This is a genomic window from Pectinatus brassicae (assembly GCF_014201835.1).
In the GTDB taxonomy this organism is placed as follows: domain Bacteria; phylum Bacillota; class Negativicutes; order Selenomonadales; family Selenomonadaceae; genus Pectinatus; species Pectinatus brassicae.
This window is the reverse complement of the sequence record NZ_JACHFH010000027.1, coordinates 15627-38474: the sequence shown is the minus strand read 5'-3', so window position 1 is coordinate 38474 and position 22848 is coordinate 15627. Positions and strand designations below refer to the sequence as shown.

Here is a 22848-nt window from a genome sequence, read left to right as displayed (position 1 = left end):
TACGGGGATAGCCTGTGGAGATAATGTAAGACGTGTTTTTTGCGCAACTATCTGTGAAGCAGGAACCCCGCGACTTTAGTCGTGGGAGGTTCAGTCTTTATTAGCTAATTTACTAATAAAAGATATTGCTGATCTTTTTCCCGAAAAGGGTAACTGCACAGTAAAGGCTCGTTGGGAAGTTATTTGGCTGGTAAATGACCATGGCACTGAAACAGCAGCACAGTTAGGGCTTAGTAATTTTTTTAGCTCATATCGCATTAATGAAGATATCCGCAAGTACCGTGAAATTCGTGAAATTTCACGGTTATTAGTTCAGCCAAATTCTTTTACAGAAAGAGTTTTAGGATTTATATTAAAAATCTTTAAAATTATGCCATAAAATAATAATCACAAATGTGCGATTTCACAAAACAGCAAACATCCTTTTGTGAAATTTGTACATATACAAAGATAAAATCATCCAGTATACTAAAGCACATAATCAAATAGTAAGTAAAGCGAAGGGGCTTGGCAGATATAAATAATATTTGCTGAGCCTTTTTTTGTTGTTTTAAGGGGGAATTATAGTGAAAACGCAGAGAAAAATTGATTCATTATATGAATTAAATGCTGATGCATCGGAGAGTATAAAAAACAGTCGTTATTATAATGAGGATTTGGCACCAACGCAGGTAAAAAAGAGAACATGGAATACTTATAATATGGCTTCAATTTGGATTGGTATGAGTATTTGTACAGCATCATATATGCTGCCATCGAGCTTGGTAGCCGTGGGATTTTCCTGGTGGCAGGCTATTTTGACGGTGACGCTGGGGAATGTAGTAGTATTACTGCCAATAATACTTAATGCCCATGCCGGTACAAAATATGGTATTCCATTTCCGGTTTTTGCGCGGCTGGCTTTTGGTGTAAAGGGTTCTAATATAGCAGCTATTGCCAGGGCAATTACCGGAGCTGGCTGGTTTGGTATAAATTGCTGGCTGGGCAGTGAAGCCTTAAACAGTATATTGGCAGCAATGAGTACATCTTGGGCTAGCTGGGATTATAGTTCAGCAATTGCTTTTGCTATATTTTGGGGCGCTAATGTCTATATAGTATATCGCGGACCGGAAGTTATAAAATTTATGGAATCATGGGGTTCTCCGTTGCTTATTGTACTTTGCATTGGGTTATTTATTTGGTCAGTAGGCAGTGTATTTAGTGTAGGAAAAGGTATTCCTGATATCTTAGCCAGTATGCCATCAACTATTACACCGGATGCATTTTGGCCAACCTTTTTAAGCGGACTTATGGCAAATATTTCTTTTTGGGCTACATTGGCGTTAAACATTCCTGATTTTAGCCGCTATGCTAAAAATCAGTCATCACAGATAAAAGGTCAAATGATTGGACTTGTGCCGGCAATGTTCGGTATGGCTGTATTAGGAACAATTGTAACAGGTGCTACCTTTGTTACTACCGGCAAACTCATTTGGGATCCGGTACAGGTAATAACTAATTCAGGTAATTCAGCCATGATAATTTTAGGTGCTGTTGGAATAGTAATTGCTACACTTACTACCAATATAGCGGCTAATGCTGTTGCTACCAGCAATGATATTTCTAATATTAATCCACGTAAATTATCTTTTAGACGGTCCTCACTGATAACAGGCGCATTAGGTGTAATCATTATGCCATGGCAGTTATTATCGAGTGCCGGAGCTTATGTATTTGGCTGGCTTGGTACTTATGGCATGATTCTTGGACCGTTAGCCGGTATATTTATCGCTGATTATTATATGCACAGAAAAATGAAAATAGATGTTTTATCTTTATATGAAGACAATTCCAACAGCCGCTATTGGTATACAAATGGCGTAAACTGGAAAGCAGTATTGGTTTGGGTGATAGCCTTTGCACCGGCATTACTGGGAAAAGTTATTCCGGCAATTTCATTATTATCGAATATTGGCTGGATTTTAGGTTTTGTCATTGCGTTGATTCTTTATCCGATAGTTATGCAGGGCGAAAATAAATCCTTACTTAGTGATGAAGAAAATGAAATAATTACTGAGCTGGCTGAACCTATAATATTAGCGGCAGATAGTGAAAGCACAGCTGTTTTAGAAGAACCAGCCGGGTCAACTGTATTAAAGAAATGAGGGATTACTAACTTATGGAATTTATTATAAAAGGCGGAACAATAATAACATCAACAAGCAGCTATGCAGCTGATGTATATGTAAAAGATGGAAAAATAGCAGCTATTGGCAAGAATTTGCCGGATGATGGCATTAAGATAATAGATGCCAGCGGGAAATATATTTTACCGGGAGCAATTGATGCCCATACCCATTTGGAATTTCCCTTTAACGGTACAATGTCAGCAGATGATTATTTTGCCGGCACAAGAGCCGCTGCCTGTGGCGGGGTAACAACTGTTTTTGACTTTGTTACCCAGAAAAAAGGTCAGGGCATCAGGGAAGCAGTAAAACCACGCAATGATTTATGTGCACCTAAAGCCTGTGTAGATTATTCCTTTCATGTGGCATTAACGGATTTAACCGATGATGTACTGGAAGAATTTAGTACTGCTGCTGATGCAGGATTACCCAGCTATAAATTATTCATGGTTTATAAAAAAGATGGATTGATGATGAATGATGCTGATATTTATAAAGCATTACAGCGCTCCAAAGAAACCGGTACATTGATTGCTGTTCATGCCGAAAATCCTGATGTAATAGATTTAAATATTGATAAATTCAAGAAAGAAGGTAAACTATCACCTTGGTATCATTACTTAAGTCGTCCGGAAGCTGTAGAAGCTGAAGCTGACATACGGGCAATTCATTGGGCAAAAACATTGGATGCACCTTTATATATAGTTCATTTGGCTAATGCACAGGGAATGCAGGCAGTAAAAGATGCAGTAAATGAAGGCTATGAAATATATGCCGAAACGTGTCCACAGTATTTAAATTTTACCAGTGATGTTTATAAACGTGAAGATGGACGTAATTTTGTCTGCTCACCGCCAATAAAAGGCAAAGAAAGCCAGATAGCCTTATGGCAGGGAATTGAAGAAGGTTATATTGATACGGTGGCTACTGACCATTGTCCATTTAAACAGGAACAAAAAGACTGGGGCAAAGATGATTTCACTAAAATTCCTAATGGCTGTATGGGAGTAGAAAATCTTTATCCATATATGCTCAGCCAAGCAAATAAGGGAATTATTTCATTCCAAAAAGCCGTAGAATTATGCGCTGAAAATCCGGCTCGTATATTTGGCTGTACGGAAAAAGGTGCGGTTGAAGTTGGTAAAGATGCTGATATTGCTATTTATGATCCTAATATTGATTTCACTATTACCAATGCCAAGATGCATTCTGATTGTGATTATACGATATGGGAAGGAACAAAATTACAAGGTTATATTACAGCAACATATGTTCGTGGTCAGCAGGTCTTTAAAGACGGTAAGTTTATAGGTGAGGCTGGTTTTGGTAAATTTATTAAATGTCAGCCGCGTCCAATTGCTTAAAAGAAATTAGGAGAAATTCATATGCAGGATATATTGGATATTACAATAAAAGAAGAAGTTAGCAGATGCCTGCTATGTTATGATGCACCATGCAGCAAGGCTTGCCCTGCTGCCAACAGACCAGATAAATTTATCAGGGCACTTTATTTTCAAAATAAAAGAGGCGCAGCCAAGCTGATGCTTGATGCTAATCTATTATCAGGTATTTGTGCTCAAAGCTGTGCTGAACATGCTTATTGTCAAGGAGCCTGTATCAGAAAAAAAATAGATAAACCAGTAAATATTCCACTTATTCAGCAGTATTTGTCACAGTTGGTTGAACAAATGGAATATCTGCCGGAAAAAAATGAAACCGTTGGTAAAAACGTTATTATTTTTGGCGGTAATACAGCTGGTCTGGCTGCGGCCGTTTATTTGCAGCAGCAGGGAATAGCGGTAACGATATATCATTTTAAAACACCGCAGATTGAGCAGAATATTAATTTAGCATCACTGCGGCGGGCAGATAGCAAGTATATGCAGCAGGCTTATAATTTAGTGAACAAATTTGGTATAGAATTTAAACAAATAACGATGAATGAAATTGACAATATTGCCAATGATGATATAGATGCCTGTATAATCGCGTCAAAAGAATATTCTAAATGGCTGCAAAAAAATGATAAGAATATGGCGTCTTTCGTAACAGGTGAATTATTAACCGGGCCGGATAATGATGCCTTTGCTGTAAAAAAAGGACGACAGACAGCGCAGGCTGTTTGTAAATATTTGTTGGGAAGGGAGGAAGTCGTATGAATAAAAAGATAGATTTATCTATTGATTTTTGCGGCATACACTGTGAAAATCCATTCTTATTATCTTCTTCCTGTATTGTCGGTAACGAGGAAATGTCAGCACGAGCCCTGCAGTCTGGTTGGGCAGGACTTGTTTTTAAGACAATTGGTTTTTACCATCCCGAAGAAGTATCACCGCGTTTTGACATAGTAGATAAGGAAGCAACATCATTTATTGGTTTTAGGAATTTAGAGCAGATATCTGATCATAGCCTTGAAGAAAATTTAACGGCATTAAAAAATTTAAAAAAACGTTTTCCCAATAAGGTGATAATTTCATCAATTATGGGACAGTCAGAACAGGAATGGCAGGAATTAGCCCGCTTATCAGAAGCAGTCGGTGTCGATATTATTGAGTGTAATTTTTCCTGTCCCCAGATGGCGGCAGAAGCAATGGGCGCTGATGTTGGCGTAAATCCAGAGCTAGTTGCCAAATATTGTGCTGCGACACGACGGGGAACAAAGCTGCCGATTTTGGCAAAAATGACTCCTAATATAACCGATATGACAATTCCGGCAATAGCGGCGATACAAAATGGCGCAGATGGCTTGGCGGCAATAAATACTATAAAAAGTATAACCAATATAGATTATAAGAAAAAAATATTGCCAAGTGTTGCTGGAAAATCGTGTATCTCAGGATATTCGGGTAAAGCGGTAAAACCAATTGCCCTTAGATTTGTCAGTGATATGGCTAATTGCCTACAGTTAAAAAATGTGCCAATAAGCGGCATTGGCGGTATTGAAACATGGCAGGATGCCCTGGAATTTATTTTATTGGGTTCACAAACGGTTCAGGTCACGACAAGTGTTATGCAATATGGCTATAGAATTGTCGAAGATATGATTGACGGCTTAGCTGAATATATGCGGGAAAATAATATAAATGCACTTAATGAGTTGGTAGGGGCATCACTTGTGAATCTTGTTTCCAGTCAGGAGCTGGAAAGGGACAGCATAGTTTATCCATATTTTGCTAGTGAAAAATGCGTGGGCTGTGGTCGCTGTTATATTGCTTGTCAGGATGCCGGACATCAGGCTATTGATTGGGAACATAAAAAAAGACAGCCTTCGTTAATTACAGATAAATGTGTAGGTTGTCATCTGTGTCGGCTTGTTTGTCCTACCGAAGCTATTGGCATTAGCCAGCGTCAGAAAAAAGCAGTATGAGAGAGTATGTAAAAGAATTAACCCCTCAGACGGCTGCGCCGCCAGCTCCCCTAGAGGGGAGCCATTGAACCATGAACATATAAATATATATTTTCCATTTTGCTGGTTTTTTAGCCGTCCCTTTCACTGTGTGTACTATATTTCTAAGCGCTAAAGCGCAAAGAACTATAGCAAGGGAAGGTGGCTCAGCAAAGCTGAGTCGGAAGGGTTATTCTTTTGCATGGTATAGAGATAACCCCTCAGACGGCTGTGCCGCCAGCTCCCCTAGAGGGGAGCCATTGAACCATGAACATATAAATATATATTTTCCATTTTGCTGGTTTTTTAGCCGTCCCTTTCACTGTGTGTACTATATTTCTAAGCGCTAAAGCGCAAAGAACTATAGCAAGGGAAGGTGGCTCAGCAAAGCTGAGTCGGAAGGGTTATTCTTTTGCATGGTATAGAGATAACCCCTCAGACGGCTGTGCCGCCAGCTCCCCTAGAGGGGAGCCTTTAGACCAGAAGTATATATTGTGAGTTATATAATAATTCGTATTGTGTTAGTTAAAACTGGTGTATCCTTTAAGCCGTCCCTTTAGGGAAGGTGGCATTGCGAAGCAATGACGGAAGGGTTAAAAAATAATAAATACTTGTATATTGAAATAGAAAGAGGTAATAAAAATGGCTCAATCAACAGAAATACTTACAAAAGCAGAATTAACATGGAAAGAATCAGCAAAAGATGTTATTGCTGATTTAAGAGAATTAGCCAGCCTGACATCAGATAAAGATGGTGCTCATCGTGTAGCTTGGACACCAGTTTGGGATAAAGCACAGGAATGGTTTAAAGCAAAGATGAAAGCAGAAGGTGCAGAAATAATAGTCGATTCCGCTAATAGTGTATGGGCTAAAATTGAAGGAGAAACTGATGAAGCTGTAGTAATCGGCAGTCATCTTGACTGTGTACCAAATGGTGGCTGGCTTGATGGGGCGCTAGGCGTTGTATCCGGCATGGGAGCACTTAAACGCTATGGCAAAAATGGTAAAAAACCTAAGAAAACCTTATATATTGTAAGCTGGGCGGATGAAGAAGGAGCTCGCTTTGGCAGAAGCTGTATCGGTTCTTCGGCTGTAAGCGGGGCACTTGATATCGATGAAGCAGCCAAATTAAAAGATAATGATGGTGTTTCTTTCTTAGAAGCAATTGGCAGATATAATCTGGATATTAAAGACTTTCCTAAAGCGCGCGAAGAATTTTTGGCAAGAAATATTAAAAGCTATTTGGAGATACATATTGAACAGGCTCCGGTACTTGAAAGTCAAGGTAAATCAGTAGCCTGTGTATATGGTATAACCGGCTGTGAACGTCAGTATATCACCTTTACCGGTCAGCCAGCCCATTCCGGCTCACCTATTTATATGCGTCGTGATGCATTTTTGGCGGCTGCTCAGGCTTCACTTGCTTTCCGCGAAATTGCCAAAAAATACGAAGCATATTGCACAGTAGGTAAGGTAAAAGTAGAACCGGATATTGTAACTATTTTCCCTGGTAAATGCACAATTTCACTTGACCAGCGCTGTATCGATGGTGATACATTAAAGAAAATGTATCAAGAAGCAATCGATGCCTGCCATACAGCAGCAAAAGACAATAATGTAGAAGTGGAATTTGAATCAGTATGGAGCATACCACCGACAATTTTTGATGAACATTTAGCAGAGCTTTGCAAAGATGCCGTAAAAGAAGAAACCGGTGAACGCACTTCCATGTATTCCGGCCCATTGCATGATGCTGCTGAAATTGCGAAATTTGTACCATCCATTATGATGTTTGCGATGTCCACCAATGGATTATCACATTGCAAGGAAGAAGATACTCCTGACAAAGATTTGGAACTAGCTATAGCAGCTTTTCTACGTATGACCGAAAAAGTAGTTAATGAATAAATAAAAAGACTATAAAGAAACTGTCGATGAAATAATTTACAATTTCATCGACAGCTAGTTGTTTTACTTTATTGCATAATATGAAAGATTATGTTACTATAAAAGCAATAAAAGGATAGCTGATGCCTGCAAGCTCGGCTTTCCTCATATAATGAATGTGTTTGGAAGAAAGCCGGCTTACATGTGTGAGTCGGTCTATTTCATTTTAGTACATGAAATAATGGCAACTATAAGAATATCAAAGCTTATCATTAGAGATAAGACCTGAAATGTATTCACAGCACCACCTCCTCTGTCGAGGAAGAACCGAAACATCAACTACCCGTGAAAATTAATATATCATAATAAAGCATCAATGGCTATATTGGGAGAATAAAGGAATAGGAAGTATTTTATTGCAGGAGATAATAAAAAAACAAGAAAATTCAGCACCGATTTTCAGCTGGTTATTTATCAGCATCTTTTTTGCCAATATGGCGATGAATTTATCAAAGGCTATGAGCAATGCTATTTTAGCACTTTATGCAGATTCGCTGGGAATAGGTACGACTATTATAGGTGTGCTTATGAGCATATTTGCTGTTTCTGCATTATTGTTTAAGGTAATTTCAGCACCAGCCATCGATACATATAATAAAAAAAATCTGTTTTTTATGTCAATGATAATAATGACGATATCATCAATTGGCTATAGTTTGTCACATAGTGTAGAATTGCTGATGTTATTTCGCATATTGCAGGGCTGCGGTCAGGCTTTTGGTAATGTCTGCTGTCTGGCTATGGTGGCAGAATTTTTGCCTAAGGAAAAATATGGCGTGGGAATGGGCTATTATTCACTTACACAGGTGGTGTCGCAGGCGGCTGGTCCAACGCTGGGGTTATGGTTAATGCACTTAGTGGGGTATAATCTAACATTTTTAATTAATGCGTTTATTATGCTTGTAGCAGCGATGCTAGGCTATAGAATAAAATATGATTTCAAGAGAACCAGAAAATTTAAGATAACATGGAATAACATCTTTGCTAAAGAAGCACTTTTGCCAGCTGTTTTAGAAGTTTTTATAATGATGTCCTTTTATGTTATAAATTCTTTTCTTATAATATTTGCCCATAAAAATGCAGTGAGTCATATTGGCTTGTTTTTTATAATTTCAGCGGCAACAATGGTCTTTAGTCGTCCTTTAGTTGGAAAATTAACTGATAAATATGGTTTGGTAAGGATTTTTATACCATCATTATTATGTGATGTAATAGCATTTTTTATAATAGGGAATGCCCAGACATTACTGCCGTTTTTATTGGCAGCTTTTATATCAGCTTTTGGTTTTGGTGCCTGTCAGCCGGTAGTGCAGTCACTGGCGATGAAATGTGTGCCAAGCGAGCGGCGTGGAGTTGGTGGCAGCACTAATTGTATAGGTATGGATATTGGTGTATTACTGGGACCGGTTATAGCCGGAGCGATAGCTGAACAACTGGGGTATGTAATGATGTGGCATATTATGACGATACCGTTAATTATGGCAATGGCAGTTACTTATATATATCGCAGAAAAATAATAGCAATAGAAGAAAATTTTAGTAAATAAATTTATAATATGTGGGAGTGAAGGATTATGTTAAAAGATTTAGTAAAAAAGAATCGCTCATATCGTCGTTTTTATCAAGAAAAGAAGGTATTAATTGAAACCCTAAGAGAATTAGTTGATCTAGCGCGTTTATCAGCATGTGGTGCCAATAAGCAAAATCTACGGTTTATATTAGCCAATGAAAGCGAAAAATATAAGGCAATTGATGAGAATGTATTTTGGGCCGGTTATTATACAGATTGGGCTGGTCCAATAGAGGGAGAAAAACCAAGTGCTTATATAGTGATAGTCAAAGATATAACCAATGGAAAGGGTACACCGCAGGATGAGGGAATTGCAGCCCAAAGCATATTATTGGGAGCAGTAGAAAAAAGTATGGGCGGTTGTATGATTGCTAATATTAATCGTAAAAATCTGCAAAAAGAGCTGCAGTTAAACGAAAAATATGAAATAACACTTGTTGTTGCTGTAGGTTATCCTAAAGAAACGGTAATTATCGATGAAATATCAATAGATGGAGATATTAAATATTGGCGTGATGAAAATGATGCACACCATGTACCTAAAAGAAAATTGGCAGATTTAATATTATAATTAAACTAAAAATGGAGGCTATCGCACACATTAATAATTGTGTACGATAGCCTCCATTTTTTTATGCTGTCAAAAGCCATCTCTTTAGTAAGTCCTCAGGTGGCTGCGCCGCCAGCTCCCTTCACGGTGTGTACTGTATCTCTGCTTTGCCTACTACATTTCTAAGCACTAAGACCTACAGCATATATGGGAGCCTTAGACCATAACTATATTTATAGCAATTATAAAAATATAGCTTTTATTATAATATTCATGGTTCCAAAGCCGTCCCTGCACTGTGTGTACTGTATTTCTAAAGTGCTAAAGCACTAAGAACTACAGCATAGGGAAGGTGGCATTGCATAAGCAATGACGGAAGGGTTATCTTTTACCTATTAATATAATAACTCCTCAGACGGCTTCGCCGCCAGCTCCCCTACAGGGGAGCCTTTGAACCATAACTAAATACTTAGCAGGTTGTATAGAAAAAAAGGTTACTTTTATTAGTTTTTACGGTTTTACAGCCGTCCCTCTAGGGAAGGTGGCTCAGCGAAGCTGAGTCGGAAGGGTTATTCTTTTACATGGTATATTAGTAACCCCTCAGACGGCTGTGCCGCCAGCTCCCCTAAAGGGGAGCCTTTAAGCATGCATATATTTTCAACAGGTTAGTAAAACATATCACTTTTATTAATAGTTATGGTTCTATAGCCGTCCCTGCACTGTGTGTACTGTATTTCTAAAGTGCTAAAGCACTAAGAACTACAGCATAGGGAAGGTGGCATTGCAAAGCAATGACGGAAGGGTTATCTTTTACCTAGTAATATAGTAACCCCTCAGACGGCTTCACCGCCAGCTCCCCTAAAGGGGAGCCTTAGATAACTATTATTATTTATAGTAGGTTAGTAAAAATATATGACTTTTTAATATTCATGGTTCCAAAGCCGTCCCTTTCACGGTGTGTACTGTATTTCTGCTTTGCCTACTACATTTCTAAGCACTAAAGTGCAAAGAAATGTAGCATAAAGTGCTAAAGCACTAAGAACTACAGCAAGGGAAGGTGTCATTGTGTAAGCAATGACGGAAGGGTTAAAGCGTTATAAAGTTAACAAGAAAGAGCAGATTCAGCTAATAAATAGCCAAATCTGCTCTTTCTTTACGTGTTAGGAATTTATATTAAATTTTAAACTGTTTAGTAGTAGCATGCAGTTTTTCTGCCATATCAGAAAGTGTACGTGCAGCAGAAGCAATTTCTTCAGTAGAAGCAGATTGTTCTTCAGCCGCAGCCGCAATGGTCTGGGTATAGTCAGACGTTTTATGGCTGTCCTCATCAATATGATTTACTGAGCGGACAATGTTAGTGGCACCATTAGATACGGAAGTAACAGAAGTACTTATATCATCAATCTGGGTCTTTATTTCGTTAACCATTTTCATGATATTAACAAATTGGCTGCCAACATCACGAATAGTAGAAGTACCTTCCTGAACTTCTTTGGTGCCTGTTTCCATAGCACTAACAGCACTGCTGGTATCTTGCTGAATAGAAGAAATATGGTCTTTAATTTTTTCAGCAGCTTCCTGCGATTCAGCAGCAAGCTTTCTTACCTCTTCAGCAACTACAGCAAAGCCTTTGCCATGTTCACCAGCACGAGCAGCTTCAATAGCAGCGTTAAGTGCCAATAGATTTGTTTGGTCAGCAATAGCTGAGATAGTATCAATTATTTGTCCAATTTCACTGGAATTATCACCAAGTTTTTGTACTATATCAGCTAGATGCAGAACGCTTTTTTCGATGTTTTCCATCTTGCCGACAGCATTTTCCATTAAAGTCTTGCCTTGTTGGGCAGCATCAGCTGACTTGGCAGAAGTTTTTTCTATTGCATTGGTTTTTTCTGTAACTTTAGTTATATCGAGAAATACAGTATCAACTTCATTTTTCGCTGTATTAACATTAGCAATTTGTGTTTCCATATTGTTGGCAATATGCGTTACTGTTTCGGCAACATTATTGGCAGCTTCAGCAGACTGCTGGGCATTATGTGACAAATCAGTAGAGGCGGTAGATACCTGGTCAGAAGCAGCATTAATATTTTTTATCAGGCTGCGGATATTATGGCTCATGCTGTTAAAAGCATTGGTAAGATCGGCAAATTCATCAGTAGAAGTAACGGCAAGATCGTCTATCTTAAAATTACCATTAGACAGTTCATCGGCATGTTTTTTTAAGCGAATAACATTGCCGGTTATTTGTGCGGAAAAACGCAGACTGATAAATACGAGAATTATAAGGGCAAGTAATCCTAAGCCACCATATATCCATTTTAGAGAAGCAACCTTACCAAAAACAATTGCTTCTGGTACTGAAATACCAACAAGCCAATTAGTCGAGCGCACTGTGGTATAGGCAACTACGACTTTTTCGCCATTAGCAGTTGCTAAGAAATAGCCTGTTTTATTTTGCAGCATATTATTAAATTGATCTTTTAATAATGCATTATCCTTGACTTCAGTAAAATTTTCTTTTTTATTTGCAGAAGCTAAGATTTTACCCGTACGTTCGATAATAAAGCCCTGGCCGTGTCCTTCATATTTTATGGTGGAAACGACTTTTTCCAGGGTTTTAAGTGATATATCATCGCAGATAGCACCACGGAACTGGCCATTTTTATCATTGTAAGGAATAGCCGCGGAAATTACCATGGTATCAGGAAAAGTTGCATCTTTATAAGCATCGGTGAAAACGAGTTTTCCAGCTTTTTTGGCATCCTTATACCAAGGACGTTGGCGTGAATCTTTTTTGCCAGTAACATCGCCGCCGGCAAAAGATACAAAAACACCATCTTCATTACCATTACTGAGATTTAATATTTCCTTATCATTGCTGCCAAGGCTTAGCATATCAATCATTCTGTTATTATCAACAGTTCCGTCAATGCGGCTGAATAAAGCAGCTGCTGATAAGCCAGGTTTAGCTTTTTCCATTAGCCAGCTGTTTAAAGAAATTTCCTGAGTGTTAACAGAGTTTAAAAGCTCTTTTTCTACACTCGCTTCGAGATTTTTATGAGCAATATAATAGCTGATACATGAAATAATAAATACTATAAGACAAATACATCCGGCAAGTGCCAAAAACTTTTTTTTGATTCCCATACTTTCCTCCAAAATTTTTATATTATAAATACCGAAATAAGTATAAAAGAAGCGCTAATACTTGTCAAATATTACCTTGTATCTAATAATGAAGGACTTATATGTAAAATAAAATTTTATATGTAAAGTTTTTGTAAAAAAAGAGCATTTATATACAAAAATGCTCTTTAAAAAATTAATTATAATTTTGTTTTTGCGCACCGGGACCATCATTGGCAATAGCAACGGCTGCCTCGGCAAATGTTTTCATATCATTCAGCATATGTAAAGAACCATCGATTAATATAAGACCAACTTGCTCGGCAATAGAAATATTTTCGATAGGTTTTTTCAGGCAGTGGCTGATATTTAATATATAGGGCAATAATTTGATTTTATTTATTTTAACATCAGCAAATGTTGGTTGCACTTTATCTAGTGCGCCAGATAGATATAAAGCAATTTCTTCAAATTTACCCAGTGAATTTACCGGCTTGGTAAGATTATCCAGACGTTTTTGGCAAAGTTCCATTATATTTTTATTAAGCGTGATATTGTTAGAAGCTAACTTATTATTTTGGTAATCAGAATCAATATTAATAGGCTGATCCTGAGTAAATAAATCAATAGATAAGTCAATAAAGCGGGCAATTACCGAAGAACCAGCCGTTTCACTGAGCTGAAGTTTAAGGTCAATATAAGGTTCTAGTCCAAGCTTTTGCAGGGAAGCTTTATGAGCTGGTTCACCAGCCAAATGTGATGGCATAAGATAGTGAGTAGATGCGGGACAAAGTGCTTGGGCAATGAGGGCCGCGGCGGCTGTGTTAAATCCATCTAATATGACTAGGCAACTATGGCTGGCAGCTCCCAAAATAATACCGGACAGACAGCCAAACTCAAAGCCACCGATTTTACTTAAGATATCAATACCATCATTAGAATCAGGGGCATTAACTGCAAGGGCTTTTTTTACAATGGCAATTTTATTTTCCAGTCGTTTATCGGAAATGTTGGTACCGCGTCCAGTAGCTTTTTCTGGTGAGATATTACAGATGCAGGAGGCAATAGCCGCACTGGCAGTAGTATTGCCAATACCCATTTCCCCTAATAAAAAGCAGTTATAGCCATTAGCAATTGCTTCCTCGGCCATAGTAATACCTGTCTCCAAAGCTTGTATGGCCTGCTCATGGGTCATAGCCGGACCAGTAGTAAAATTATTAGTACCTAAAGCGATTTTTTTATTGAGTAAATTTGGGACATCGGACATATCACCAGCAATGCCCATATCAACGACAGACATATCAGCACAGGAAAAATTGGTCATGGCATTGGCAACGGCGCCCTTACTGATAAGGTAATTGCGAGTCATATCCATTGTGGCTTTTTGCGGATAAGCACTGACATTCAATGCAGCAACACCATGATCAGCGCAGGTTATTATTGCAGCTTTTTTCAATTTTTCCGGGGTACAGGTATTTTTTATTGCCATGTAATCACTAAGGATATCAATAAGGCTGCCGCAGCCTTGTAATTTGCTGGCAACAGCTTTATTATATTGTTTTTGTATAGTTTTTATATTATTTATCGTAGTTTTTAATAATGTCATCAGGCATTTTTTTCCTTGGGCACTTGTTTTAAACTTAATCCGATGCGGTTGCGTACAGCATCGACATTTATTACCATTACATCTAGAATATCTCCAACAGATACCACATCCAGCGGATGTTTGACACGTTTATGGCTAAGTTCTGATATGTGAATTAAGCCGGCAGTCTTTATGCCAATATCGACAAAAACACCGAAATCAGTGATGTTTCTAACTGTACCACGCATGATTGTACCAACTTTTATTTCATCGAGCTTAACAATAGCTTTTCTTGTAAGCGGAGCAGGTAAATCCTCACGCGGATCACGTCCCGGTTTTACTAAGGCATCGAGAATATCACGTACAGTAGGTACACCAGCATTTAGTTCCTGGGCAATTTGTTCAGCTGGTATAAGTTTTAGTTTTGCTTTTAAGAAATCTAATTGCTCTTTATCAGCCAAATCTGTTAGAGAAAAGCCGAGTTTACCAAGAATTTGTTCAGCCAGCGTATATGATTCGGGATGGACAGGCGTATTATCAAGCGGGCTGTTGCCATTATTTATGCGTAAAAATCCAGCACATTGGGTAAAGGCAGTCTGCCCTAGGCGCTTTACTTTTAAAAGTTCTTTGCGGCTGGTAAATTCGCCGTTTTCATCACGGTAGGCGATAATGTTTTTGGCAACTGAAGCATTTATGCCGGCTATATGTTTTAAAAGTGCGGCCGAAGCAGTATTTAAAGTAACACCAACATGGTTTACGGCTGATTCGATAACGGTATCAAGCGTAGTGCTGAGTTCTTTTTGATTGACATCATGCTGATATTGACCGACACCTATCGCTTTAGGGTCAATTTTTACCAGTTCAGCCAACGGATCTTGAATGCGGCGGGCAATAGAAACAGCACCTCTTATAGTGACATCATAATCAGGCAGTTCTTCTACAGCTAGCTTTGAGGCTGAATATACAGAGGCACCAGCTTCACTGGTAATAAGGTAATGCACATCTAGGTTGTTTTCCTTGATAAGATTAGCAGTGAATTCTTCTGTTTCAAAAGAGGCAGTACCATTACCAATGGAGATTAAGGTAACATGATGTTTTTTTATAAGATTTAATACAGTTTGTGCCGATTTTTTCTTGGCATCTTCGCTCATGGTTACGTAAAGTACACCGTGGTCGAGAATTTGACCAGTAGCATCAACAATAGCCATTTTACAGCCGGTACGATAGCCAGGATCAAGGCCCATTACAACATGGCCGGCAAGTGGAGCCTGCAGCAAAAGCTGCTTAAGATTTGCACCAAAGATATCAATTGCCTGTTTTTCGGCATTTTCCGATAATAATGAGCGAATTTCACGCTCTAATGCTGGGAATAATAGGCGTTTATAGCCATCATTTAAAGCATCTGTAATAATATCAGAAAAAATCGAATGATTTTTTATTACTCTATCACAAAGTTTTTGAATGTTTTTTTCATGATTGGCATTTAGCTTAACTTTTAATGCTGCTTTTTTTTCACCGCGATTTATCGCTAAAATGCGATGTGATGGCAGTGTACGGATAGGTTCGCTGTATTCGCTATACATCAAAAAGGCTTGTTCAGGGTCTTTTTCTTCATCGCGAACAGTTTCGATAATACCTTCATTCCATAAGGTTTTACGCAGTGCTGCGCGGACATCGGCTTTTTCTGTTTCACTTTCAGCTATTATATCCATAGCACCATTTATGGCATCTTCGGTTGTAATAACTTCAAGTTCGTCATTAATAAAATCTTGGGCGATTTCTTCAATAGTTGAATTAGTATTTTTTTGCTCAATGATGATTTGTGCTAATGGTTCTAAACCTTTTTCACGGGCTATCATGGCACGGGTACGTTTTTTCTGTTTATATGGAAGATAAATATCTTCTAATTCCTGTAATTTTTCGGCTTTAGTGATACTTGCCTTCAGTTCTTCTGTAAGTTTGCCTTGTTCGTCAATACTTTTAAGTATTTCATCCTGACGTTTTACCAGATTACGCAGATAAATAAGTGATTCGGATAAATCACGCAGTTGTTCTTCTTTCAGTTCACCGGTTACTTCCTTGCGGTAACGAGCGATAAATGGAATAGTATTTCCCTCGTCAATAAGCTTTATAGCTGAATCAACCTGTTTTACAGCTATATGCAATTGTTTGGCAATACTAGAGTTGATATTTTGTTCGAGCAAAAGATTACCTCATTTCATTAAATACTTTAGTAGCTATTATAACATGAAAAAATAAGACTGTCGCACGTTAATAAAAAAGTGATATATTTTCAATAGTTTATACCAGAAAATCATTGTTTGACAATAATAAATTCAACTGCCATACTATGTAAATAGAATAATACATTATTGAAAGAAAATGAAAAAATATTTATAGGGGGCATTATGAAACTTACTTCAAAGATGATAAAAGCAGGCATTATTTTATTACTGGTAATTGCCGGAGCAGCTATTTATTATTTTATGCATAGCAGTGAAGTATCAACAGACGATGCTGCTATTGATGGGAAAACTGTGGATATAAGTCCCAAAGTAGCAGGCTATATAAAAGAGATATATGTTAAGGATAACCAAAAAGTAAAAGCTGGTGATGTTATACTGCAGATAGATCCCAAAGATTATGAGCTGCAGGTACAAGCGGCCAAAGCAACATTAAGTGCTGATATGGCAGCATTAGCCGCAGCTAAAAATGATGCATCAGCTACGATGATAACCCAGCCGGCTGGTGTAGATACAGCTAATAGGCAGGTGCAGGCAGCACAGGCAACGTGGGAAAAAGATTTAGCTGATAGAAATCGTATGGCCATGTTGATAAAAACTGGTGCTTGTTCTCAGCAGGAGTATGATCAAGCCGTAGCAGCAGAAAAATCAGCACGGGCTAATCTGGCGCAGATGAAAGCCAGTGTGGCATCAGCAAGTGCGGCACCGGAAGTAATTGATAGTGCTAAAAATAAGGTAGAACAATTGCAGGCGCAAGTAGAAAAAGCACAGGCTGATCTTGCGCAGGCTCAGGAAAATTTACGCAATACGAAAATTGTTGCACCAATGGATGGCCGCATAACTAAAAAAAGTGTAAATAAAGGGGCTTATTTACAAGCTGGTACTAAAATTTGCTCATTAGTAAGTTTTGATTTGTGGGTAACAGCTAATTTTAAAGAAAACCAGCTGGATCATATTCGTCCAGGCGAAAAAGTAAAAATAGCAGTTGATGCATTCCCCAGTATGAATTTAACCGGGAAAGTAGATAGTTTCCAGGCTGGTACCGGCTCATATTTTTCATTGTTTCCAGCCGAAAATGCTACTGGTAATTATGTAAAAATTGTACAAAGAGTGCCGATAAAAATAATTTTTGATAAATTAACTGAGCAGCAGATGCAGCTCTTAGGACCGGGAATGTCAGTTGTACCAACTGTATATACAAATGGAGCAGCAAAATGATGCCGCAGCAAAAAAATCCATATTTAGTATCGGTTGCCGTGAGTATTGCCACATTTATGGAAATATTGGATACGACTATTGTCAATGTTGCATTGGCACATATTGCTGGTTCACTTGGTGCCGGAACGGATGAAAGTACCTGGGTTTTGACATCTTATCTTGTATCCAATGGGATAGTACTACCTTTGTCAGGCTGGCTGTCATCATTAATGGGGCGAAAAAAATTCTTTATTGCCTGTATAATAGGTTTTACTGTGGCATCGTTTTTGTGTGGAATATCGACATCCCTACCAATGCTTATTGTTTGCAGGTTATTTCAGGGAATTGCCGGCGGTGGTCTGCAGCCGAGTCAGCAGGCGATAATAAAAGATAGTTTTCCAGCAAAAAAATTAGGTATGGCCTTTGCTATTACCGGAGCCACTGCTGTATTGGCTCCAATTATCGGGCCAACATTAGGTGGATATATTACTGATAATTTTAGCTGGCGTTGGATATTCTTTATGAATGTTCCGGTTGGAATAATAGCAGTTATTTTGGTTAAATTTTTAGTATATGATTCATCCTTTGCTAAGAAAAGCAAGACTGCTTCTATTGATTATATTGGTTTGGGATTAGTCACACTGGGGCTGGGAGCTTTACAGATTTTTCTTGATAAAGGTGAACAAAACGACTGGTTTGACAGCAGTTTTATAATAATATTTGCTATTATAGCTGTTATGGGAATTCTTGGCGCGATATATTGGATATCAAAGCAAAAACAGCCAATAATTAAATTGCAGTTATTTAAATTACGAAGTTTTTCGATGCCGTGCATTATGCTGTTTTTTGTAGGTTTTGCTATTTATTCCAGTTCGGCATTATTACCGATGCTGGTACAGTCGGATTTTGGCTATGATGCAACCTTATCAGGTCTTGTCTTATCGCCGGCAGGACTGGCTGTAATCATAATGCTGCCTATTGTTGGTAAGCTGGTTGGCAAAGTGCATGCAAAATATTTAATTGCATTTGGTATGTTTATAAATGGCATTGGAATGTTTTTAACAGGGTTTATAACGCCGCAGACCGATTATACTACATTTGTTTTGGTACGTATTGTGCAGATAATGGGAATGCCGTTTTTATTTGTGCCGGCAAGCACATTGGCGTTTTCACGTATAAGTGAAGCAGACAGTAATAATGCTTCAGCGATTGTATCATTGATGCGAAATCTGGGCGGAAGTATTGGTATATCACTGGTATCAAGCTATCTTACTAATTGCAAGCAAATAGAACAGGCTCATTTGGTAAGTAAACTTACCACGGATAGTACTGGTTATCGTGATGCACTTGTTAACTATACACATACTATAAATAATTTGGGAGTAGTCGGGGCACAGGCGCAGACCAGTGCACTGGGACATATTTATCAGGAACTAGTTACTCAGTCCAGTATTTTAGCATTTCGTGATGCCTATGATTTAGTAGGAACGATATTATTAATATTGGCGGTGCTTGCATTGTTTATGCCAAAAAATCCACCGCATAAAGAAGAAATAAAAGCCAGATAATATTGATATTTTATTCTTATATGATATAATTGAACATAGAAAAAGGATAGTTGATGCGTCGTAGCTCGGCTTTCCTGATTGTGATTAGTGTTTTGAAAAGAAAGCCGGCTTACATACGTGAGTCGGTTTATTTCATTTTAGTGCATGAAATAATGGCTACTATAAGTAAACCAAAGCTTATCATTAATGACAAGACCTGAAATGTACTCAAAGCACCACCTCCTCCGAAGAGGAAAACCGAAACATCAACTATCCAGTGGAAATAATTATAGCATAAAGAAAATCGTAAATCTATTAATATATAGGTTATTTTTATGTCAGAAAATTGATATATTATTGTGGTAAATCCAGTAAATTATATTGCAGAGCATAATCAACAAGTTCACTTTTTTTACTGATATTTAATTTATTAAAAACACGTGTTTTGTAAGTATCGATGGTTTTAAGGCTAAGATGCAGCTGCTCACCTATTTCAGACAGGGAATAGCCGCGTGCCAGATAACGCAGCACTTCAAGTTCGCGCTTGCTTAACAAGCTATACGGATTATCTTCATTTTCATTTTTGAGCATGGTACTTAGCATTGATACAGCATTTTTACTGCTTAAATATACTTCACCACGCATAACAGTATGCAGAGCCGTTAATAATTCAGTATCAAAAGCACTTTTCTCAACATAGCCGTCAGCACCGGCAGCTAAAGATTCGCGTATATACTCTTCTTCGGTGTGCATTGTTAAAATGAGTACACGTATTTTACAGAATTTTTTATTATTTTTTAGTTGGCGCAGGATATTTATGCCATTGACTTTAGGCATGGATAAATCAAGAATAATAAGGTCAGCTGTCAGTTTTTCCAGCTGGTTAAGTAAGTCCTCACCGTCACAGGCTTCACCAACTATTTCAATATCATCCTCAGCTTCCAGCAATAGCTTAAGTCCGGCTCGTAAAATAGCATGGTCATCAGCTAAAATGATTTTTATCTTATTCATGGGAAACCCTCTTTTCAAATGGAATAGAAATAATAATTGTCGTGCCTTTATCTGGCTGTGATTTTATTTTAAAATTGCCGTCAAGTAATTCAACACGTTCCTGCATGCCATATAATCCTAAATGACGCTTTTCTCTGGCCGTTTGTAAAACTTCCTCAGAAAAACCGCAACCGTCATCGGCGATTTGCATAATAATATTGCTGTCAGATAATGCCAGCGTTACTTTTATATTTATAGCATGGGCATGGTATACAATATTGGTACAGGCTTCCTGTAAAATCCTGTATAAAGCCAGACGAATATTATCCGAAAGTTCTATGTCTTTTATGGATTCGTCAGCTTCAAATTCAGCAATAAGGCCATTGTGCTTGGCTGTATCATATACATGCTGGCGAAAAATAGTGATAATATCAATATCATCGAGACTGGGCGGTCGCAAATTTACTGCCATTTCCCGTAATTCATCTAAGACAGAAGCTATTATTGTGCGTGTTGACTGTATTAATTTTTGCTGACGAGCATTGGTTTCATTATTTAATAAAATGCGCAGATAAGCCAGTATTGAAGTTACAGATTGTCCAATACCATCGTGCAGCTCGCGGGAAATGCGTTTCCGCTCGTCTTCCTGAGCAGAGAATAATTTGTGAATAAGTATATCACGACTGTGATCCTTTTCTTTTAGTTCAGTCAATAATTTTTTATTGTCACTGGCTTTTTGTGCTAGATCCTGAGTCATTTCATTAAAAGTCTGGGTAAGCGTGCCAAGCTCATCGTTGCCCTGATAATATACTTTTACCTTATAATTATTATTCTTAATCTTTTCAGCGGCCAAGGATAAAAATCTTATTGGTGCAAGAATTTTAGCTAATAGCAGACCGATGGTAAAAACTGCTAATATAGTTATAATAATGCCAGTTAACGAAAAATTTGTTATTATTGATAATAATAATTTCTGCGTACTTTTATCAGATAATCCTATGCAGATAAAACCGATTTTCCCATTATCAAGAGGAGTTATTATTTGATGAATAGTTCCTTCGTTGCTGCGGAATAATTTAACATCGGGAGAATTAGAGGCACTGGTTATTTTTTTTGGCATGGCAAGCGGATATTGGGCACTAAAGGTATGAGCGAGAATACGTCCTTTATAATCGGCAACAATGATATATCTTACATCATTGTTGCTTTTTTTGACTTTGTTTATCAGTTGCAAAAGGGCATAATCATTTTCTAATAATATATCTTCACTGCCTAATGTAGAGATATATGATGTGATTTCACTGCCACGATTGGCAAGCTGAATATGTAAAGTCTGTCGCAGCCCTGTATAAACAAAAAAAAGTAAAAGTGTTATTACACTTAATAAGCTGATGATGACAATGGTCAATATTTTTGTATATAAGCCTGTTTGCTGTTTCATGAGTCTGTCATCACCTTATCATAAATTTCTTTGCAGGGAATATAAAGATTTGGTTCTGGCGGAACAAATTTATCAGTCATTATATTTTGCAGAGATTTTGCCATTTGAGGATCTTTATGCATTGATAAGAGTATTTCCTGCAGTCGTTTTTTCTGTTCTTCGGGGATATCACTGCGGACAACAATCGGACCAATGGGGATATCATTAATTACTGCGAATATTTTGGTACCGCTTATATCTTCTGGGCGGTCCTTTTTTAATAAATCATAGACGAGACTGTCAACACAGGCTGCATCTACTATTTTGTTTTTTACTGCCCAAATAGAACGGTCGTGGCTGCCTGTGTAAATATAATTGCTGAAAAAACGGTTGGGCGAAGTGTGTAAATTGGTATTTAACTCATTTACAACGGCTATATGACCAGAATAACTGAGTGGATCAGAAAATGCCATCTTTTTGCCGCGTAGGTTATCAATGCTGTTAATATCATTGCGGGTGGTTGAAGTTATAAGGTAGCTTTTATAAGTCAGGCTGCCTTGATAAAATACCATGGCGAGAACATCTAATTTATTAATACCATGATATGAGCAAAAAGCACCGGTGGACATAAAGGACATATCAGCATCGCCATTGGATAAAAGCTGGTCAATTTCTTTATAACTGCGGCGTTGGATAAGTACAGTAGGACGTCCCAGCTTATTGCTGATATAATCGGCAAAAGCCCGCCAGTCTTCAATCGTTACATTAGGGGAAATAACAGTCGAAATTACTATGCGTAATGGACGCTCATTGGAATTAAAAGAATTATCCTTAGTGTGGACAAGTGGTGCACCTTGAGAAAAATCGATGTGCCCGCTGTATTGCTCAGGCTCAGGATAATTAAAGATTATAAACAAAATACATAATAGCAAGATAATGAAAATAGGGTATTTGTTTTTAAAATGAAAGTTATTAATCATAAAAACCTCGTGTTTAGAATTTTAACCCTTCCGTCATTGCTTATGCAATGCCACCTTCCCTTGCTATAGTTCTTTGCGCTTTAGCGATTAGAAATATAGTACACACAGTGAAAGGGACGGCTTTGGAAGCATGAATATTA

17 protein-coding genes are annotated in these 22848 nt (G+C 37.9%); 9 read left to right on the top strand and 8 right to left on the bottom strand.

Annotation, left to right across the window (positions count from 1 at the left end):
- Positions 1-566: 566 nt before the first annotated feature.
- The 5 genes from HNR32_RS10135 (at position 567) to HNR32_RS10115 (ending at position 7458) form a co-directional block, all read left to right on the top strand.
- Complete coding sequence (locus HNR32_RS10135) at positions 567-2144, top strand: NCS1 family nucleobase:cation symporter-1 (protein WP_196611068.1); 1578 nt, start codon at positions 567-569, stop codon at positions 2142-2144.
- 14 nt (positions 2145-2158) lie between these two features.
- Positions 2159-3529: a dihydropyrimidinase gene (hydA, locus tag HNR32_RS10130; protein WP_183862281.1), complete on the top strand. Its 1371-nt coding sequence runs from the start codon at positions 2159-2161 to the stop codon at positions 3527-3529.
- Positions 3530-3550: 21 nt separating this feature from the next.
- Positions 3551-4324, top strand: coding sequence for a hypothetical protein (locus HNR32_RS10125; RefSeq protein ID WP_183862279.1), 774 nt, complete (start codon positions 3551-3553; stop codon positions 4322-4324).
- Complete coding sequence (gene preA / locus HNR32_RS10120; RefSeq protein ID WP_183862277.1) at positions 4321-5532, top strand: NAD-dependent dihydropyrimidine dehydrogenase subunit PreA; 1212 nt, start codon at positions 4321-4323, stop codon at positions 5530-5532. Before HNR32_RS10125 ends, preA begins: the two co-directional genes overlap by 4 nt.
- 660 nt (positions 5533-6192) lie before the next feature.
- A complete protein-coding gene (locus HNR32_RS10115; protein ID WP_183862275.1) occupies positions 6193-7458 on the top strand; it encodes a Zn-dependent hydrolase in 1266 nt (421 codons plus the stop codon).
- A 195-nt stretch (positions 7459-7653) separates the two neighbouring features.
- On the opposite strand, the gene HNR32_RS14520 is transcribed toward HNR32_RS10115, so the two are convergent.
- A complete protein-coding gene (locus tag HNR32_RS14520; protein ID WP_221300604.1) occupies positions 7654-7773 on the bottom strand; it encodes a putative holin-like toxin in 120 nt (39 codons plus the stop codon).
- An 80-nt stretch (positions 7774-7853) separates the two neighbouring features.
- Here HNR32_RS14520 and HNR32_RS10110 point away from each other — a divergent pair, with 80 nt between their 5' ends.
- Both HNR32_RS10110 and HNR32_RS10105 read left to right on the top strand, forming a co-directional pair.
- Positions 7854-9044: an MFS transporter gene (locus HNR32_RS10110; protein ID WP_183862273.1), complete on the top strand. Its 1191-nt coding sequence runs from the start codon at positions 7854-7856 to the stop codon at positions 9042-9044.
- Between the two features lie 27 nt (positions 9045-9071).
- Positions 9072-9638, top strand: a complete 567-nt coding sequence (locus tag HNR32_RS10105) for a nitroreductase family protein (protein ID WP_183862271.1) — start codon at positions 9072-9074, stop codon at positions 9636-9638.
- Positions 9639-10790: 1152 nt separating this feature from the next.
- On the opposite strand, the gene HNR32_RS10100 is transcribed toward HNR32_RS10105, so the two are convergent.
- The 3 genes from HNR32_RS10100 to HNR32_RS10090 all read right to left on the bottom strand — a co-directional run bounded on the left by HNR32_RS10100 (position 10791) and on the right by HNR32_RS10090 (position 16535).
- Positions 10791-12767, bottom strand: coding sequence for a methyl-accepting chemotaxis protein (locus HNR32_RS10100; RefSeq protein WP_183862269.1), 1977 nt, complete (start codon positions 12765-12767; stop codon positions 10791-10793).
- A 175-nt stretch (positions 12768-12942) separates the two neighbouring features.
- On the bottom strand, positions 12943-14352 hold the full coding sequence (locus HNR32_RS10095; protein WP_183862267.1) for a nicotinate-nucleotide--dimethylbenzimidazole phosphoribosyltransferase: 1410 nt from the start codon (positions 14350-14352) through the stop codon (positions 12943-12945).
- The gene (locus HNR32_RS10090) at positions 14352-16535 is read right to left on the bottom strand and encodes a Tex family protein (protein WP_183862265.1); all 2184 of its coding nucleotides are present in this window, start codon (positions 16533-16535) and stop codon (positions 14352-14354) included. Before HNR32_RS10090 ends, HNR32_RS10095 begins: the two co-directional genes overlap by 1 nt.
- A 204-nt stretch (positions 16536-16739) precedes the next feature.
- Between HNR32_RS10090 and HNR32_RS10085 the strand changes: the two genes are divergently transcribed.
- Together HNR32_RS10085 and HNR32_RS10080 are read left to right on the top strand one after the other, a co-directional pair.
- On the top strand, positions 16740-17792 hold the full coding sequence (locus HNR32_RS10085) for an HlyD family secretion protein (RefSeq protein ID WP_183862263.1): 1053 nt from the start codon (positions 16740-16742) through the stop codon (positions 17790-17792).
- Positions 17789-19339, top strand: coding sequence for an MDR family MFS transporter (locus HNR32_RS10080; protein ID WP_183862261.1), 1551 nt, complete (start codon positions 17789-17791; stop codon positions 19337-19339). The genes HNR32_RS10085 and HNR32_RS10080 overlap by 4 nt, the downstream gene beginning before the upstream one ends.
- A 127-nt stretch (positions 19340-19466) precedes the next feature.
- Here the strand turns inward: HNR32_RS10080 and HNR32_RS14515 are convergent, their stop codons facing one another.
- From HNR32_RS14515 to HNR32_RS10065, 4 genes are all read right to left on the bottom strand, one after another.
- Complete coding sequence (locus HNR32_RS14515; protein ID WP_221300605.1) at positions 19467-19550, bottom strand: putative holin-like toxin; 84 nt, start codon at positions 19548-19550, stop codon at positions 19467-19469.
- Between the two features lie 122 nt (positions 19551-19672).
- Positions 19673-20329, bottom strand: a complete 657-nt coding sequence (locus tag HNR32_RS10075; RefSeq protein WP_183862259.1) for a response regulator — start codon at positions 20327-20329, stop codon at positions 19673-19675.
- Entirely contained in the window at positions 20322-21749 is a 1428-nt protein-coding gene (locus HNR32_RS10070) for a sensor histidine kinase (protein ID WP_183862257.1), read from the bottom strand. Before HNR32_RS10070 ends, HNR32_RS10075 begins: the two co-directional genes overlap by 8 nt.
- A complete protein-coding gene (locus HNR32_RS10065) occupies positions 21746-22708 on the bottom strand; it encodes a substrate-binding domain-containing protein (RefSeq protein ID WP_183862255.1) in 963 nt (320 codons plus the stop codon). The genes HNR32_RS10070 and HNR32_RS10065 overlap by 4 nt, the downstream gene beginning before the upstream one ends.
- Between the last annotated feature and the right edge of the window lie 140 nt (positions 22709-22848).